Genomic DNA, 16,874 nt, shown 5'->3' with positions numbered 1-16,874 from the left:
TGATGCAGGACCATTATCCCACCCGTCGCACGGCGGAACCGCAGCTGTTCCCGCGCAGCGAACCCGTCGCACGCCGCGCCTGGCAGCCGGGCGCGCCGCTGACCGCAGACCAGATCGCGCAGTTCGACCGCGACGGCTACTTCGTGCTGGAGGATGTATTTTCCGAAGCCGAGATGGCCGCGCTGCAGTCGGAAACCGGGCGCCTGCTCGGCGATCCCAAGGGCCTGAAGGACGAAACGGTGATCGCCGAGCCCGGCAGTCGCGAGATCCGCTCGATCTTCGAGATCCACGAACAGAGTGACACGATGGCGCGCCTTGCCGCCGACGAAAGGCTGGCGGGCGTCGCCAGCTACCTGCTCGACGATGAGGTCTACGTCCACCAGTCTCGCCTCAACTACAAGCCGGGGTTCAAGGGCCGCGAGTTCTACTGGCACTCCGACTTCGAGACCTGGCACGCCGAGGATGGCATGCCGCGCATGCGTGCGCTGTCGATGTCGGTGCTGCTGGCGGAGAACACGCCCAACAACGGCCCGTTGATGGTGATCCCCGGATCGCAGCACGTCTTCATCGCTTGCGTGGGCGAAACGCCGGACGATCACTACAAGGCATCCTTGCGGAAGCAGGAATACGGCGTGCCCGACGAGGACACGCTGGCCGAACTGGCCCACCGGCAGGGCATCGTCGCGCCGACGGGCAAGCCCGGTACGGTGATCGTGTTCGACTGCAACACGATGCACGGTTCCAACGGCAACATCACTCCGTTCCCGCGCGCCAACGCCTTCCTCGTCTACAACGCGGTGAGCAACCGGCTGGAAGCGCCTTTCGCCGCCGCCAGCCCGCGCCCGGACTTCATCGCCGCGCGCGAAGTGAAGCCGGTGACGCCCGTTTCGGGCAGCCTCGAAGGAGTACCCGCATGAACGGAACGCATTCCGTGGAAAAGATCGGCGGCACTTCGATGGCCGCCACATCGACCGTGTTCGACAATGTCCTGATCGCCGGGCGCGAAGGCGCGGACCTCTACAACCGGATCTTCGTCGTCTCGGCCTATGCCGGGATGACCGACCTGCTGCTGGAGCACAAGAAATCGGGCCAGCCGGGCGTCCACGCCCACTTCATCCGCAACGAGGTTCCGGGCGGCTGGCGGTCGGCGCTGTCCGACGTCATGGGCGCGATGTGGGCGCGCAATGCGGAGATGTTCGCCCGTGCGGAGAGCCGTGAGGAAGCCGACGCCTTCGTGGCAAGGCGCATCGCCGCGCTGGAAACCTGCCTCGACGACCTCGACCGCCTGCGCGCGCATGGCCGCTTCTGCCTCAAGGAGCAGATGACCACCGTGCGCGAGATGCTGGCGGGTCTGGGCGAGGCGCATTCGGCGCACTCCACCGCGCTGATGCTGCGCGACCGCGGCGTGAACGCGGTCTTAGTCGATCTCACCTTGTGGAACCACGAGGATATGCGCAGCCTCGACGCGCGGATCGAGGAGGCGCTAGCGCCGATCGACCTTGCCACGCAGATGCCGATCGTCACCGGCTACGCCGGGTGCGAGGGCGGCATGGTGCGCCGCTATGCGCGCGGGTATTCGGAGATGACGTTCTCGCGCATCGCCGTGCTGACCGAGGCGCGCGAGGCGATCATCCACAAGGAGTTCCACCTTTCCAGCGCCGACCCGCGTCTTGTGGGGGAGACGGTGGCGCGCAAGATCGGGCGGACCAACTATGATGTGGCCGACCAGCTCGCCAACCTCGGCATGGAGGCGATCCATCCGCGCGCCGGGCGAGGGCTGCGCCAGTCCGGAATTCCGCTCAGGGTGCGCAACACTTTCGACCGGCACGACGGCGGCACGCTGATCTGTGGCGACTACGTTTCCGAAGCCCCGCGCGTGGAGATCGTCACCGGCCTGTCCTCGGTGCAGGCGCTTCAGGTGTTCGAGCAGGACATGGTAGGGGAGAAGGGCTACGACGCCGCGATCCTCGACACCCTGACCCGTCACGGCGCTTGGATCGTCAGCAAGAGTTCGAACGCTAATACCATCACCCATTACCTGTCTGGCACCGACACGGCGCAGATGGCCGCGATCGTTGTGGACATCGAGGCGAAGTGGCCGGGTGCGGCGGTGACGGTGCAGCCGGTGGCGATGGTCTCGGTGATCGGCAGCGACCTGAACGAGCCGGGCCTCGTCCCGCGGGCGCTCATGGCGCTGGCGGAAGCGGGCATCGGCATGATCGCGATGCAGCACCAGATCCGCAACGTGGACGTGCAGTTCATCGTCGGCGTCGAGGACTTCGATCCGGCCGTGCGCGTGCTGCACAAGGCGCTCGTCGAAGGCGCGGCGACGGCGCAGGACCGCGTCGCCGCCTGACACGCTGATGCTGAACGCCATCCTTCCTGTGCGCAGCCTGCTGCTCGCCATCTTCATGCTGATGGCGGGCGGCGGGTTCATGAACACGCTCGTCAGCGTGCGTCTTGAGCGCGCGGGGAGCGGGACGCTGGCGATCGGCCTTGTCGGCACCGCCTATTTCGCGGGGCTCGTCGCCGGATCGCTGCGCGCGCCTGCCTTGCTGCGGCGCATCGGCCACATCCGCGCCTTCGCCGCTTTCGTCGCGGTGCTGAGTGCCAGCACTCTGGCTTACGCGATCCACCGCGACGTGCTGTTCTGGGGGCTGCTGCGCTTCCTCGACGGCATATGCCTTGCGGGTATCTACGTCTGCCTCGAAAGCTGGCTGGGCGAGCGGGCGGAAGGGGCAGGGCGGGGCAGTGTCCTCGCGGGATACATGATCGCGCTCTACGGCGGGCAGGCGATCGGGCAGTTCACGTTGAACCTCGGCGGCGGGGCCTCGACGATGCCGCTGCTGGCAGGCTCGATCCTGATCTCGCTTGCCGCCGTGCCGGTGGTACTGACCCGCATCGCCGCGCCCGCGCCGGGAGAGGCGGCGTCGCTCGCGTTTCGCGAACTCTACGCGGTATCGCCGCTGGGCATCGTCGGCGCCTTCCTGACCGGTGTGATGCTCGGCGCATTCTACGCGATGGGCGCGGTCTATGCGCGGCGATCGGGGCTGGACCTGTCGGCGACGGCATTGTTCATGAGTGTGGTCATCATGGGCGGCGTCGCACTGCAATGGCCGCTCGGCCGCCTGTCCGACCGGATGGATCGGCGAAAGGTGATCGTGATGGGCTTTGCCGGAACGCTCGTCGCCAGCCTCGCTATCGCCCTGACGAGCGGCACGGTGCCATTGATGGCCTTCGGTGCGCTGTTCGGGGGCTTGAGTTTCGCTCTGTACCCCTTGTGTGTCGCTCACACCAACGATCATCTCTCTGCGGAACAGCGGGTGGCGGCGAGCGGAGGGCTGGTACTGCTCTATTCGCTGGGCGCGGCGATCGGGCCTTCATTCGGTGCTCTGGCGATGACCCTGCTGGGGACTGCCGGGCTGTTTCTCTTCGTCGGCCTTTGTGCCGGGGCCGCACTCGCCTTCGGATTGTGGCGGCAGGTCCGTTCGGAGCCGGTGCCCACCCACCTTCAGGAAACCTACGTCGTGCTTCCGCGCACGACGCCCATGTCGGCCGCGCTCGATCCCGTTGCGGCGGACGAAAGCACCACGCCATGACCGAACCGACTTCGCCCGCCGTGCTTCATCGTGCCATCGCCGCTTCGGCTATCGGTAATGCGACCGAGTGGTTCGACTATGGCATCTATGCCTATGGGGTGACGTACATCTCCGCCGCGCTTTTCCCTGGGGAAACGGCGGAAGCGACACTCTTTGCACTGGCGACTTTCGCGATCTCCTTCCTGATCCGCCCGCTCGGAGGGTTCTTCTGGGGGCCATTGGGTGACCGCTACGGTCGCAAGGTGGTACTGGGGATAACGATCGTGATGATGGCGGGCGCGACTGTGGCCGTCGGGCTGATCCCCTCCTACGCTACGATCGGGCTGTGGGCGCCCGCACTGCTGGTCGTCCTGCGGATGATACAGGGCTTCTCGACCGGCGGCGAATACGGCGGCGCGGCAATCTTCATGGCCGAATATGCCCCCGACGCTAGGCGCGGGTTCTACGGCAGTTTCCTTGAGGTCGGCACTCTGGCAGGCTTTTGCGCGGGCGCGATGCTGATGCTCGGTTTCTCGCTGTTGCTGGGTGATGCCGCGATGCGCGAGTGGGCATGGCGCCTGCCGTTCCTGCTGGCCGGGCCACTGGGATTTGTTGGGGTCTATCTGCGGTCGCGCATGGAAGAGACACCGCTTTTCCGGGAGGTGGAGCAACAGGAGCACCCCGCCGCCGCAACCCCCTTGCGCGATCTTTTGACCCGTCACCGTCGCCCGCTGCTGGCGATGAGTGGCCTCGTGATCGCGCTCAATGTCGTGAACTATACGCTGCTCAGCTACATGCCGACCTATCTGGAACGCCGCCTCGGGCTGTCGACCGACGCTGCGCTTGCGGTGCCGCTGGCGGGGATGCTGTTCATGATGGTGCTGTTGCCTTTTGCAGGGGCACTTTCCGACCGCATCGGTCGAAAGCCGATGTGGATGGCCTCGCTGATCGGGCTCATGCTTGCGGTAGTGCCACTCTATCATGTGATGGATGCGGGACCGGCGAACGCGGTCATCGGCTATGCGCTCCTGGGAATGCTCTATGTTCCGCAACTCGCGACGGTCTCGGCGACGTTCCCGGCATTCTTCCCGACGCCGGTGCGCTTTGCGGGCTTCGCGATCGCCTACAACCTCTCGACCTCGCTGTTCGGTGGCACTGCGCCGGCCATCAACGCCTGGTTGATAGACCGGACCGGTAACCCGCAAATGCCTGCCTACTTGATGATCGCCGCCTGCGTAGTGGGCCTCGTGGCATTGCGATTCACCGACGAGACTGCCGGCAAGCCGCTGGGGGCCGCCTGATTACAACTTTGGGGGACTTTCTCTTGCCGATCGATGCCAGTGCTGCCCTTGCCCGACTTATGGGGGCGTGGGCACAAGAACCATGGGCGCGTACAGTTCTGGGGCTTCTTGTGCTTGCGGGTTCAGCGTGGCTCGCCAACTGGATCGCCCGGCGGATTGTGCTGAACGGGATGATGCGGTTGATCCGGCGCACACCGTTCGAAGTCGGCGCGGATCGCATTGGTGCGATCGTCTCGCGCCTTTCGAACATCCTGCCCGCCCTGATTGTACAGGGCGGTATCGGCACTGTGTCGGGGCTGCCGATGGCACTGCCCAGCCTCGTCCACAGTATTTGTGCAGCCATCATCATCGTCAGCCTTGCCCTGGCACTGACCGGTGTACTGACACTCGCCAACGAGCAGTACCAGCGTCGCCCGGAAGCGGGCAACCGGCCGATCAAGGGCTATGTCCAGGTGGCCAAGCTGCTCGTCTATGGCGCGACCGCGATCCTGGTGATCGCGGCGCTCATGGATCAATCTCCCTTGCTGCTGCTGTCGGGGCTGGGCGCGATGGCGGCGGTGCTCATGCTGGTCTTCAAGGACACAATCCTGTCGCTGGTGGCTTCCGTCCAGATCACGTCCAACGACATGATCCGGGTGGGAGACTGGATCGAGATGCCCAAACTCGACGCCAATGGCGACGTCATCGATATCGCGCTTCATACCGTGAAAGTGCAAAACTTCGACAAGACGATCACCACCATCCCCACGCACCGCCTGATCACGGAAAGCTTCCGCAACTGGCGCGGTATGGCGGAGTCCGGCGGGAGACGGATCATGCGTTCGCTGATGATCGATCAGAACAGTGTGTGCTTCCTTGGCGACCAGGACCTTGAACGATTGTCGCGCTTCGCCGTGCTTCGGGGTTATCTCGATGATCGTCAGCGAGAGGTGTCAGACTGGAACCGTCATCATGCCGCCAGCGAAGTTCTCAATGCTCGCCAGCTCACCAACATCGGGACCTTTCGCGCCTATGTCCTCGCCTATCTGCGCAGCCGTTCAGACATGGCCAAGGACAAGACCATGCTGGTCCGGCAACTGGAACCCGGCGAGCATGGCTTGCCCCTGCAGATCTATGCGTTCGCATCCACGACCGTCTGGGCGAGGTACGAGGACATTCAGGCCGACATCTTCGACCATCTCATCGCGATCATGCCGGAATTCGGGCTGCGGCTTTTCCAAAGGCCGACAGGTCTGGATCTTATGGGCCTCGTCACGCATGGCTCTGACGTGCCTTCACTCCGCCGGCCAGAAGCGGCGTTCCAGCAGAAAGATCCAGTCCATGCCTGACTCTTCGATCAAGGCCCTCTGCTCCAGGTCATTTGCAGCGCTGGGAGCAGCGGCGCTCATTTCGGTGGCGCCCGCACATGCGCAGTCTTCGGGGCAACCGGCCAGCCCGAGTTATCCGGACCTGGTGGAACTTTCCAAGCGCGCAGGTATGGTCATCAAGGCCCGTGTCCAGACGATATCGCGCCTCGACCCCACTCAGGTCCCCAATCCGACCGCATTGCACGATCGCTTCTACGCGGAAGCCCAAACCGAGGCCTTGATCTACGGGCGTCAGGGCATCGGTTCTTCGCTACGTTACCTCGTCGATCTTCCGCAGGACCGTCCCGAACTTTCCGGGCGAGAGGTGCTGCTCTTCGCCTGGCGGGTGCCGGACAAGTCCAGCGACATCAGGCTCGTCGATCCGACCGCGCAGGTGCCGTGGTCGCCAACCCAGGAATCCCGCGTGCGCTCGATTCTGCGTGAACTTGTGGCACCCGGGGCACCTTCGCCGGTCACGCGGGTGCGGGAACTGATGTTCGTTCCCGGAAATCTTGCGGGGCAGGGGCAGACACAGATCTTCCTCGATACCAAAGGTGGGCGGAGCGCGGTGATAACCGTGCGCCATCAGCCGGGATCGGCACCGAGTTGGGGCGTCTCGTTCTCGCAGGTGGCTGCCGGAACCGGCGCACCGCCGCCGCGCGACACTCTGGCATGGTACAGCCTCGCTTGTTTCCTTCCGGCCTATCCACCGGCTGCCGCCAACGTATCGCGCAGCAGTGAAAAGCACGAGCAGGCGCTGAACGACTATCGCATGGTCGTAACGTCGCTCGGTGCCTGCAACCGCACGCGATGACGGTGCTTATTCCATCGGCGATTTGAAGGTTACGGGGGCGGGGCAGGAATGACGGCATCTCAATCGGTAGCGCCGGCGCCCGAGGGCGGCATCCAGGAAAGGCTGGAGCATGTAGCGCTTTACCGCTGGTGGCGCCGGTCGGTCGTGGGGCGTGTCGATCACGAAGCGGTGATGGCGCGCATCGTCGAAGATAGTGGCTGGACGCCTCGCTACGCCTTCATGGTGATGATGTCGGCCGGCATCGCGGTTCTTGGCCTCCTGTTGTCCTCTCCCGCGGTGGTGATCGGCGCCATGCTCATCTCCCCGTTGATGAGCCCGATCCTTGGGTTGGGTTTCAGCCTTGCCCTGTTCGACTTCAGCGAGATGAGACGGGCGCTGACGGCACTTGCGATCGGTGCCAGCGCGGCGGTGCTGTTCACGGCGCTGATCGTTGCGCTGTCGCCGCTCCAGGCGCCGACCAGCGAGATCATCGCGCGCACGCGACCAAACCTGTTCGATCTCGCCGTGGCGCTCTTCGCGGCGCTTGCCGGAACGTTCGCGATCATTCGTGGGCGCGGGGACACGATCGTCGGTGTCGCCATCGCAACGGCGTTGATGCCCCCGCTTGCCGTGGTCGGCTTTGGCCTTGCGACCTGGAACATGCCGGTGCTGGGCGGCGCCTTTGCGCTTTTCGTCACGAACTTCGTCACGATCGCTCTGTCGGCGATGATCATGGCGCGGTTCTATGGTTTCGGCCACCACCCCTCCAGTCAGCAGACGTGGACGCAGACCTTCGTTCTGCTCTTCGTTTTCGTCGCAATGGCGATTCCGCTTGGCATCTCCCTCAAGCAGATTGCCGGCGAAGCGGTGGCGCTGAACCAGACCCGGTCCTTCCTCTCCGAACGCTTCGGTTCCGATGCTCGGGTTACTCAACTCGACATCGACTTCGACGCACAGCCGGCGGTGGTTCGGGCCGTCGTCATAACGCCGCGCGACAGGATGAAGCGTACCGCAGCTTTGCAGGACGATCTCACCGCAAGACTGGGTCAGCCGATCAGGCTGCGTTTGGACCAGGTCCTGCTCAAGGCTGGGGCTGGTGCAATCGAGGCGCAGCGCGAGGAAATCCGGCAGGCGGGCGATGCCGCAGCTATCGAAACCCAGCGCATTGCAAGCCTCTCGCAGATGCTCGCCCTGACCGCTGGCATCGCGTCCGATGCCGTGACGATTGACCGCGATCACCATCGTGCGATGGCCAACGCAATGCCGTTTCCCGGAGCCACGCTGGCCACGTACCGCACCCTGGAACGCCGGGCTGCTACCCAGGCGGATGGATGGGACGTGGTGCTCACCCCGCCGCAGATGGCATATCCGTCGATCGGATTTGCTGGCTCGCAGGATGCACTCGACCTTCCCGCGCGCGAAGCCGTTCTGGTGACTGTATGGGCCGCCAAGCGTTGGAATGTGCGTGTTCTTGCTGTTCCGGGACTTCCCGCCGATGCGCCGCGGTCTCTCACGCTGGCCCAGCTCCGGGCGATCGGCATTGCCGCGCTTTTGCGTGAGAACGGTGTCGAAGCGGCGCCCGCTCCAGCCGCGGGAAGCCGGTTCGCCCTGAAAGAAGTCGAAGGAGGCGGGGAAAAGCCTTGAGCTCGGCCCTTGTCAGTGCCCTGATCCTGCTGGGTGCGCTCGTCCTGTTCGTGTCCGAGCGTGTGCGGCACGATCTGGTCGCTTTTTTTGCGCTCATCGCATGTTTGGTGACGGGTCTCGTCGCGCCGGCTGACGCCTTTGCGGGATTTGCCGATCCTGCCGTGATGGCGGTTGCAGCGGTGCTCGTCGTCGGGCGCGCGATCGAGCTCAGCGGCGCTGCGAGCCTCGTCGCCAACCGGATCATCCCAATCAATGAGCCGTTCGCGATGCGCCTTGCGGGGCTTCTAGTCGTCGGCGCGATGCTGTCGGCCTTCATGAACAATATTGCCGCTCTGGTCATCACGATGCCGATCGCGACCGAGATCGCGCGTGCGGCCAGGCGATCGCCGGCTGCCACCTTGATGCCGCTTGCGTTTGCCACAATCCTGGGTGGGATGACGACGCTGATCGGGACGCCGGCCAACCTCATCCTGTCTTCCGTGCGGGAAGCGAGATTGGGTACGCCCTTCGGTTTCTTTGCTATGACACCCGTCGGGGTCGCAGTGACGATCGTCGGCCTTGCTTACCTGTGCGTGGTGGGATGGCGCCTGCTGCCGGTGCGGACCCGCAGTTCGAACGATGGGAAGCCTCCGTGGCGGGTGTACGAGCTGTCAGTTCTGGATGAACGTCTGGAGGCTGGCGAACTACGCAGTCGCCTCAGGGCAGCCGGAGCACGGATGCTCGCCACCTTCAGAGACATCGCGCCGATAGCCGGGATCGATCACTTTCAGGCGCGCGACCGCCTTTTGGTCGTGTCGCGCAAGAACCAGTGGTCTGTAGCCGCCACAGCAGGGCTCGCCAGCGATGTCCCGGCAGATCATGTGCCGGATGCTGTCACCGTCCGCGTCGCGGTGGCGCACGGCTCCCCGCTCATTGGCCTAGGTTACGACGAAGTGCGAACCCGCAGCCAGCAGAGGCTGCAGGTCGTCGCGGTAGGGCCCCGCGTGGCCAGGGAACGACGGCAGTTGGTGGACATGCGTATACACGCCGGCGACCAGCTCTATATCCGCGGTTCGCAAGCGGAGCTTGGTGCCTTCAGCGCCAGTGCCCGAGTGCTGGAGATTGATAGGCACGACCCGATCCCGACGGCGCACCGCCGCGCAGCCGGTATTCTCGCGATTTTCGCAGCAGCGATCGCCTGCATCGTCGGGTTCGGTCTCTCGCCGGCGCTGGCCTTCACAGGTGCCGCTGTCCTGATAGCGGCGCTCCGGCTGCTGCCGCCTGAGGAAATCTATCGCTCGATCGACTGGAGCGTGATCGTCCTACTGGCGGCCATGATCCCGGTGGGACAAAGCTTCGAGAACAGCGGCGCTGCCGCCATTGCCGCACAGTGGCTGGGTGAGACGCTGGCGGGACTGCCGCTGGTCGTCGTGCTGGCCGCGCTTTGCTCCGTTACCCTGGTGCTTTCAATCTTCCTCAACAACGTGGCGACGGCAATCATCATGGGGCCGCTTGCGATCGATGCCACCAATCTTCTCCACGTCAGTCCCGATGCCGCTCTGCTGGCGGTGCTTATCGGCGCGTCATCAGACTTCCTGACCCCGATTGGTCATCAGAACAATCTCCTGGTCATGGGACCGGGGGGCTACCGCTTTAGCGATTACGCCCGGATGGGCGCGCCGCTGGTCTTGGCGGTAGTGACCTGTGCGGCGATCTCGCTGACGCTGCTTTACGGCTGATCGGTTCTGCCAGTTGATCAGGATGCAGGGCGGCACGACTGAGCGGACTTTTGCGATCGAGTTCCTCGCCCCCGGAGTTCAGGCCTACGCATTCACGTTCGGTTGAGGCGCGCCATCGGCTGTGCGCACAATGGCACACGGGCAACAAAACGTCATGGTAAGGCGACGCAACTAATGGTGGCATCTCGCTGTTTGTCCTTCCGAAAGCGGCCGATCCGGCTGACTGATAAGGAGGAATTTCATGAGGGCACTGTACTTTGCGCCTTTGGGCGCAATGGCGCTCGCTCTTGCCGCGCCGGCATTCGCTCAGGATAGCGATGCGGTCGATTGGAGCGGCCCGTATGTCGGCGGCTCGATCGGCTACACGTTCCAGAAGAGCGACAACAACGAGCATCTTCGCTTCGACACCAATGCCGACGGCAGCTTCAACGACACGGTCACGACGACCACTGGCGCGAACGCTTTCTCGCCAGGCACGTGCGGCGGCGCGGCGCGCGGTTCGACACCGGCCAGCGGCTGCCGGGGCGACAAGGACGCACTGAGCTGGATGGGCCATGTCGGCTACGACCGCCAGTTTGGCAGCATCGTGGCAGGCGTGGTCGCCGAAGCAGGCAAGACGTACATCGACGACGCGGTGAGCGAATACTCGACGACGCCCGCATACTACACCATGCGTCGCCAGATCGACTGGAACGGCAACCTGCGCGCCCGACTGGGCGTGACAACCCGCAGCGGCATCATGCCCTACGTGACTGGGGGCCTGTCCTACGCCAAGGTGCAGAACAGCTTCACCACCAGCAACGGGGCGAACAGCTTCACCGAAGTGAACCGCAAGGAAGATGCCTGGGGCTGGAACGTCGGCGGCGGTGTAGAAGCCAAGGTCGCGCAGAACTTCTCGATCGGCGCGCGCTACCTCTATACCCGTTACAATGCCGACGATTACCGCGTCGATGTTGGTGCGGGCACCGCACCTGCGACCAATCCCTTCCGCATCACCCCCTCGGGCGGAGCAAGCATCAATCGTGGCGACAAGTTCGACACCCAGAGCGTCATGGTGACCAGCAGCTTCCGCTTCTGATCGCGCTAACCTGAGGGCAGCTGCGAACATCCTGCACCGCCTTGCAGTTGCCCTCATTGGTCGCCGCGCTACGCATTCTCAGCGGAACAGTGTCAGCGTATTGTGCTTGGGGCGCAGTGCTCCCGGGTTCCACATAATGTATTCCCCTCAGGACGTCTGGCGTCTCCGCTCGAGAATTTGGCGCGGTGAAAGCCGGCTTCAGCGCGGCCCGGGCTTTGAAGCCAGAGGTCCCTATGGGCGAGTCTGGGACCTCCGGAGAAAGGAAAACTGTCCGACCCCAACTCGATACCGAAATATTACCGTTGAGAGCTTGCAATGGGTCGGATGCCCTCGATATGCCGGTGGGATTTATTTAATCATAGCATGTACGCGGCAGTGATCGAGGTAGCCCTTCTCATGCCGCCCGGCGAGATCGACGACCGCACGCCACAGCCATGACGGTGCATCGAGGCTTGCGGAGCGTCCACTCTGCAGCGTCCGAGCCCAGTCACGTCGGGTGTCCGGCTCCATCTGCCGTGCATGTGCCTTGCCGACGACGAAGGCAAGGTAGCGCGCCGCCTTCAGCGCCTCGCCGCGCGAGAACTGCTCGACCTCGATCTTGAGATCCTGCGGCATGAGTTCACGCACGAACACCGAATGCTCGTGGATTCGCGCTGTCGCCATGCGTTCGCCGAGATAGGGGGACAGCGCCTGCGCAGCGGCCAGAACTCGCTCGGCCGGGGCATCCGGCATGACGGCGCCGCGAGCGACCGGAGCAATGGGCGCGACCGCTTCCTTGACATCCACCAGCGCGTGGTCGGCCTCGCCCTTGCCCTCCAGCGCGACGATCGCCGCATAGCGCATCAGTCCTAGCGAACTGCAGCCCTTCATCCAGTAGGCCGCGTCCACCATCTTCGGTCCACGCTCCTCGCCCTTGCTGTCGAGCGAGAGGATCATGCGGCTTACCGGCCGGTGCGTCACGATGTTCCGAAGGCCGCTCGTCTCTTCAGGGGTGAGCGGCCAGAAGCGGCGGCCCAGCGGGATCTTCGGCTCCACGTCGTCGAGCCGCTCTTTCGCCAGATGCCGCCATTTCCTGCCGAGGGCGCGGCGGCGCACTATCCGCACGATGTCCGGCTCCTCGCCTGCGGCCTTCTCTCCGCCGTCCGGGTCGGCGAACGCGCCTTCGTAGCCGTCGACCATCTCCTCCATCATGCGCGCGGTGACGACGCCGGGAAGGTCGGACCCGCGCGCTGCGGTGGCGAGCGAGAGCCCCAGCCGGATAAGGTCGTGCGCGGGATTGCCGATCACCGCCTGATCCAGATCGCGGATCTGTATCTCGACCTTGCCGCCGCCGTTGGAGATCGGGCCGAGGTTGCCGAGGTGGCAGTCGCCGCAGATCCAGACCGCCGGGCCCTGCGGCACGATGCGCTCGCCGCCTTCCTCGGCAAGCCAGCGATAGAACAGCGCGGTGTTGCCTCGGACGTAGGCGTGGGCGGAACGCGCCATCTTGAGGTCGCGGCGGGCGTGAAGGGTGGCGATGCGATCTGCCGGTACGACGAATTTCATGGAGACACGAACGAGCAATACCGCGCGCATGTTCCGGGCGCAGGTGAAGTTGCGAAAAGGGCATGGAATGGCGCGGAACAGGCCGCCCGCTCGCGACTTTCGCCTGTGTTGCAAGGACACATACGGGAAACAGACATGACGACAGTGGCGCAGGTGATCGTGGAGACGCTGCAGGCCGCAGGTGCCCGCCGCTGCTACGGAGTGCCCGGAGACACGCTCAACCATGTGACCGACGCGATCCGCACCAGCGACATCCGCTGGTTCCATGTCCGGCACGAAGAGGCGGGTGGCTTCGCGGCCGGTGCGGATGCGCTGCTGACCGGCGAACTTGCGTTATGTGCCGGGTCGTGCGGTCCCGGCAGCCTCCATTTCATAAACGGGCTGTTCGAATCCCACCGCAACCGGGCGCCGGTTGTCCTCATTGCCAGCCAGATCGTGCGAGACGAACTGGGCTTCGATTTTCCCCAGGAAGTCGATTTCCGTTCCGTCTACGAGAGTTGCAGCGTCTTCTGCGAGGAAATCCGCACGCCAGCGCAGGCCCGTCGCAAGACCGCGATGGCTGCACAGGCGGCTCTGGCCCGGCGCGGCGTTGCGGTGCTGATCGTGCCCGCCGACGTTTCCAGCGCCAAAGCCCCGGAGGAGCCCGCCTTCACGGTTCATCGCGCAAGGCCGGTCGTGGTGCCCGCCGAAGACGAACTGGACCGGATCGCCGCACTGCTGCGTCAGGGAACGAAGATCGCGATCTATGGCGGGTTGGGGTGCGAAGACGCGCATGACGAGGTTGTCGCACTGGCGCAGGCGCTGCAGGCCCCGATTGCTCACACCTCCCGCGCGAAGGACTTTCTGGAGCATGACAACCCCTTCGACGTCGGGATGACGGGCATTTTCGGCGGAGAGGCTGGCTATCACGCACTGATGTCCTGCGACACGCTGCTCCTGCTGGGGTGCGATTTCGCGTGGCGGCAGTTCTATCCGCACAAGGCGACGATCATTCAGGTCGATCTCGACGGGACGCACCTTGGGCGGCGTCATCCGGTGGACCTTGGTGTGGTCGGTGATGTCGGCGCCACCCTGATGGCGCTGCGTCCGCGGGTGGACGTGCGATCCGACCGCGACTTCCTCGACGATTGCCTTTCGCGGCGGGAGAAGATGGAGGAACGGCAAGGCAGGCACGCGACCGTCGGCAAGGGCGGCGCGATCCATCCGCAGTACCTCGCCGAAGTCATAGCCCGCGCCGCGCCCGCCGATGCGATCTACACCGCCGATGCGGGATCGCCGATGGTCTGGTGCCTGCGCCACGTCATTTCGACCGGGAGCAACCGCACGGTCATCAGCCTCAGCCACGGTACGATGGCGAACGCCATGCCGCAGGCGCTGGGCGCCAAGGCGGCGTTCCCCGACCGCACCGTGATCTCGCTGTCGGGCGACGGCGGCCTCGCCATGATGCTGGGCGATCTGCTCACCGCAGTACAGGAAAAGCTGCCGATCAAGGTCGCGGTGTTCAACAACAGTGCGCTGGATTTCGTGGAGATCGAGCAGAAGGTCGAAGGGCTGCTGGACACCTATACCGATCTCCTCAATCCCGATTTCGGTCGGGTCGCCGAGGCCATGGGTTTGTGGGGTCGCCGGGTGGAGAAGGCTCAGGATCTGGAGGCAGCGGTCCAGGCGTGGCTGGAGACGCCGGGTCCAGCGTTGCTGGATGTCGTCACCGACAGGTTCGAACTGGTCATGCCGCCCAAGATCGAAGCGGGGCAGGTGGCCGGAATGGCGCTCTATTCTGCAACGGCGGTCCTCGGCGGACGGGGCCGGGACGTTGCGGGAATGATCCGCAACCTGCTGCCATGAGCGGCTCTGCCAGTGGGGTGAGCGGCCTCGTCGCGGCGCTGACCCGCGACCATGCGCTGTCGCGCAATCTCATTCTGCTGGCGGCAATGGCCGGGACGGCAGCGGCGATCGTCATCGGCACCCATCATCCCGCCGCACTGTGGATCCTGCTGCTGAGCCTGCCCGTGTCGGTGCTTTCGCTGGTGGACCTGTTCCAGACGAAGCATTCGCTGCGGCGCAATTATCCTGCGTCGGCGCGCTTCCGCTGGCTGTTCGAATGGTTGCGCCCGTTCCTGCGCGCGTACATCGTCGAAAGCGATCTCGATGGCCGCCCGTTCAGTCACGACGAGCGCGCGCTCGTCTATGCGCGGGCCAAGGGCGATGTCTCCGCCCATCCGTTCGGGACGGAACTCGACGTCTATTCCGACGAGTACGAATGGCTGGCCCACAGCATCGCGCCCTCACGCAACGCGCCCAGGGATACCCGCGTACATGTCGGTTCCGAACAATGCGCGCAGCCTTATGAGGCCGCGCGCCTCAACATTTCCGCGATGAGCTTCGGAGCATTGGGCGCCAACGCGATCGAGGCGCTAAACCTCGGGGCGAAGATCGGCGGGTTCTACCACGACACGGGCGAGGGCGGCCTCTCGCGGTACCACCTCAAACATGGCGGTGACATCGTCTGGGAAGTGGGCTCGGGCTACTTCGGCTGCCGGGATGCGGACGGCCGTTTCGACGGCGCGCGCTTCGCGGATCGGGCCGCGCATGATGCGGTGAAGATGACCGAGATCAAGCTCAGCCAAGGGGCAAAGCCGGGCCATGGGGGCCTGCTCCCCGGCCCCAAGGTGACGCGCGAGATCGCGCAGACCCGCGATGTGCCGGAAGGCAAGGATTGCCTTTCGCCGCCATGGCACAGCGCTTTCTCCACGCCGATCGAACTGGTGGAGTTCGCAGGCAAGATGCGTGACCTTTCCGGCGGAAAGCCGGTCGGGATCAAGCTGTGCGTCGGTTATCCGCACGAACTCTTCGCCGTGGTGAAGGCGATGCTGGAAACCGGCATCGTGCTCGATTTCATGGTCATCGACGGAGCCGAGGGTGGGACGGGCGCCGCGCCGACGGAACTGTCGGACCGGGTCGGCATGCCGCTACGCGAAGGCCTCATCATTGCGCGCAACGCGCTGGTGGGCACCAATCTCAAGGGCCGGGTCAAGCTTGCCGCGTCCGGCAAGGTCAGTTCGGGAGCAGGCATCGCCATGAATGCGGCGTTGGGGGCGGACTGGTGCAACGCCGCGCGCTCCTTCATGTTCTCGCTCGGTTGCGTGCAGTCGATGCGGTGCCATACGGATACCTGCCCGACCGGCGTCGCCACCCAGTCACCGGCACGCCAACGCGCGCTCGTCATTCCGGAAAAGGCCCAGCGCGTCGCCCGTTTCCAGCGCAGCACGCTGGATGCACTGCACGATATCGTGGTCGCCTGTGGCCTCGACACGCCCGACCAATTCACGCCGGACGGCCTGCGCCAGCGCATCAGTGCGGTGGAGATGCGATCGATGGACGAACTCTATCCCTTCGTCGAGCCGGGCGAACTGCTCTCGGGAGCGCGCGATGCGCGGACAGCGCGGTGGTGGGCTCAGGCCGATCCTTATTCATTCCGCAGAATGGCGTCGTAACTGAGCTATCGCGCTTGTGTTGCCGCCATCCACTGAACCAACGCGGCTCCAGGTCGGTCTCTGGCACGGCCGTCGAGCGCGTTGTGCATCGTGGCCAGTGGGAACCACCTGTCCCGCTCCCGGCTTGTGCCTGCGAAGAAGGAACCCGCCCATGCCCGCACGCGCATACTGGAAAGGCCAGATCCGCTTGGCGCTCGTCTCGATCCCGATTGAGGTCTACCCGGCGACCCGTTCGGGCGCGGCGATTTCCTTCCATCAGATCCATGAGCCGAGCGGCAAACGCATCCGCTACGAGAAGGTTGCGCCCGGCGTCGGCCCGGTCGACCGCGACGAGATCATCAAGGGCTTCGAGGTCTCAAAGGGCAGCTACGTCCTGC

Annotated in this window: 13 protein-coding genes and 1 pseudogene; 13 read left to right on the top strand and 1 reads right to left on the bottom strand. The window is 64.8% G+C overall.

The features are described from left to right. Window positions 1-2 precede the first annotated feature (2 nt). The 10 genes and pseudogenes from thpD to ACODRZ_RS23395 all read left to right on the top strand — a co-directional run bounded on the left by thpD (window position 3) and on the right by ACODRZ_RS23395 (window position 11,458). Window positions 3-917 (top strand): ectoine hydroxylase, encoded by a 915-nt coding sequence (gene thpD, locus ACODRZ_RS23440; RefSeq protein WP_488972764.1) that lies wholly within the window; start codon window positions 3-5, stop codon window positions 915-917. Then, the gene (locus ACODRZ_RS23435; protein WP_488972748.1) at window positions 914-2,356 is read left to right on the top strand and encodes an aspartate kinase; all 1,443 of its coding nucleotides are present in this window, start codon (window positions 914-916) and stop codon (window positions 2,354-2,356) included. The genes thpD and ACODRZ_RS23435 overlap by 4 nt, the downstream gene beginning before the upstream one ends. A gap of 7 nt (window positions 2,357-2,363) precedes the next feature. Next, window positions 2,364-3,599: an MFS transporter gene (locus ACODRZ_RS23430; protein WP_488972747.1), complete on the top strand. Its 1,236-nt coding sequence runs from the start codon at window positions 2,364-2,366 to the stop codon at window positions 3,597-3,599. After that, on the top strand, window positions 3,596-4,879 hold the full coding sequence (locus ACODRZ_RS23425) for an MFS transporter (protein WP_488972746.1): 1,284 nt from the start codon (window positions 3,596-3,598) through the stop codon (window positions 4,877-4,879). The genes ACODRZ_RS23430 and ACODRZ_RS23425 overlap by 4 nt, the downstream gene beginning before the upstream one ends. A 59-nt stretch (window positions 4,880-4,938) precedes the next feature. Then, on the top strand, window positions 4,939-6,207 hold the full coding sequence (locus tag ACODRZ_RS23420; protein WP_488972763.1) for a mechanosensitive ion channel family protein: 1,269 nt from the start codon (window positions 4,939-4,941) through the stop codon (window positions 6,205-6,207). Then, complete coding sequence (locus ACODRZ_RS23415) at window positions 6,200-7,039, top strand: hypothetical protein (RefSeq protein ID WP_488972745.1); 840 nt, start codon at window positions 6,200-6,202, stop codon at window positions 7,037-7,039. The genes ACODRZ_RS23420 and ACODRZ_RS23415 overlap by 8 nt, the downstream gene beginning before the upstream one ends. A gap of 48 nt (window positions 7,040-7,087) precedes the next feature. After that, a complete protein-coding gene (locus ACODRZ_RS23410; protein ID WP_488972744.1) occupies window positions 7,088-8,662 on the top strand; it encodes a DUF389 domain-containing protein in 1,575 nt (524 codons plus the stop codon). Next, window positions 8,659-10,380, top strand: coding sequence for an SLC13 family permease (locus tag ACODRZ_RS23405; protein ID WP_488972743.1), 1,722 nt, complete (start codon window positions 8,659-8,661; stop codon window positions 10,378-10,380). Before ACODRZ_RS23410 ends, ACODRZ_RS23405 begins: the two co-directional genes overlap by 4 nt. Before the next feature lie 10 nt (window positions 10,381-10,390). Further along, window positions 10,391-10,486: pseudogene (locus ACODRZ_RS23400) on the top strand (hypothetical protein); the annotation flags it as partial. 135 nt (window positions 10,487-10,621) lie between these two features. Beyond that, window positions 10,622-11,458, top strand: a complete 837-nt coding sequence (locus tag ACODRZ_RS23395; protein WP_488972742.1) for an outer membrane protein — start codon at window positions 10,622-10,624, stop codon at window positions 11,456-11,458. A gap of 348 nt (window positions 11,459-11,806) precedes the next feature. Here ACODRZ_RS23395 and ACODRZ_RS23390 read toward each other — a convergent pair whose 3' ends face one another. After that, window positions 11,807-13,003 carry a DUF2252 family protein gene (locus tag ACODRZ_RS23390; protein WP_488972741.1) on the bottom strand — a complete coding sequence of 399 codons (1,197 nt, stop codon included), beginning with the start codon at window positions 13,001-13,003 and terminating at the stop codon, window positions 11,807-11,809. A gap of 135 nt (window positions 13,004-13,138) precedes the next feature. Between ACODRZ_RS23390 and ACODRZ_RS23385 the strand changes: the two genes are divergently transcribed. The 3 genes from ACODRZ_RS23385 to ACODRZ_RS23375 all read left to right on the top strand — a co-directional run. After that, on the top strand, window positions 13,139-14,848 hold the full coding sequence (locus ACODRZ_RS23385; protein WP_488972740.1) for a thiamine pyrophosphate-dependent enzyme: 1,710 nt from the start codon (window positions 13,139-13,141) through the stop codon (window positions 14,846-14,848). Beyond that, the gene (locus tag ACODRZ_RS23380) at window positions 14,845-16,497 is read left to right on the top strand and encodes an FMN-binding glutamate synthase family protein (RefSeq protein WP_488972739.1); all 1,653 of its coding nucleotides are present in this window, start codon (window positions 14,845-14,847) and stop codon (window positions 16,495-16,497) included. Before ACODRZ_RS23385 ends, ACODRZ_RS23380 begins: the two co-directional genes overlap by 4 nt. A gap of 151 nt (window positions 16,498-16,648) precedes the next feature. Continuing rightward, on the top strand, window positions 16,649-16,874 hold a 226-nt coding region (locus ACODRZ_RS23375; protein ID WP_488972738.1), incomplete at its 3' end, for a Ku protein.

It is taken from the genome of Novosphingobium sp. FG90 (assembly GCF_057808725.1).
This window is presented reverse-complemented; position numbering and strand designations above follow the sequence as displayed.

Excerpts from the sequence above, each read along its gene's own strand:
- thpD (WP_488972764.1), top strand. The coding sequence starts at position 3 with ATGCAGGACCATTATCCCACCCGTCGCACGGCGGAACCGCAGCTGTTC.
- ACODRZ_RS23435 (WP_488972748.1), top strand. The coding sequence starts at position 914 with ATGAACGGAACGCATTCCGTGGAAAAGATCGGCGGCACTTCGATGGCC.
- ACODRZ_RS23430 (WP_488972747.1), top strand. The coding sequence starts at position 2,364 with ATGCTGAACGCCATCCTTCCTGTGCGCAGCCTGCTGCTCGCCATCTTC.
- ACODRZ_RS23425 (WP_488972746.1), top strand. The coding sequence starts at position 3,596 with ATGACCGAACCGACTTCGCCCGCCGTGCTTCATCGTGCCATCGCCGCT.
- ACODRZ_RS23420 (WP_488972763.1), top strand. The coding sequence starts at position 4,939 with ATGGGGGCGTGGGCACAAGAACCATGGGCGCGTACAGTTCTGGGGCTT.
- ACODRZ_RS23415 (WP_488972745.1), top strand. The coding sequence starts at position 6,200 with ATGCCTGACTCTTCGATCAAGGCCCTCTGCTCCAGGTCATTTGCAGCG.
- ACODRZ_RS23410 (WP_488972744.1), top strand. The coding sequence starts at position 7,088 with ATGACGGCATCTCAATCGGTAGCGCCGGCGCCCGAGGGCGGCATCCAG.
- ACODRZ_RS23395 (WP_488972742.1), top strand. The coding sequence starts at position 10,622 with ATGAGGGCACTGTACTTTGCGCCTTTGGGCGCAATGGCGCTCGCTCTT.
- ACODRZ_RS23390 (WP_488972741.1), bottom strand. The coding sequence starts at position 13,003 with ATGAAATTCGTCGTACCGGCAGATCGCATCGCCACCCTTCACGCCCGC.
- ACODRZ_RS23385 (WP_488972740.1), top strand. The coding sequence starts at position 13,139 with ATGACGACAGTGGCGCAGGTGATCGTGGAGACGCTGCAGGCCGCAGGT.
- ACODRZ_RS23380 (WP_488972739.1), top strand. The coding sequence starts at position 14,845 with ATGAGCGGCTCTGCCAGTGGGGTGAGCGGCCTCGTCGCGGCGCTGACC.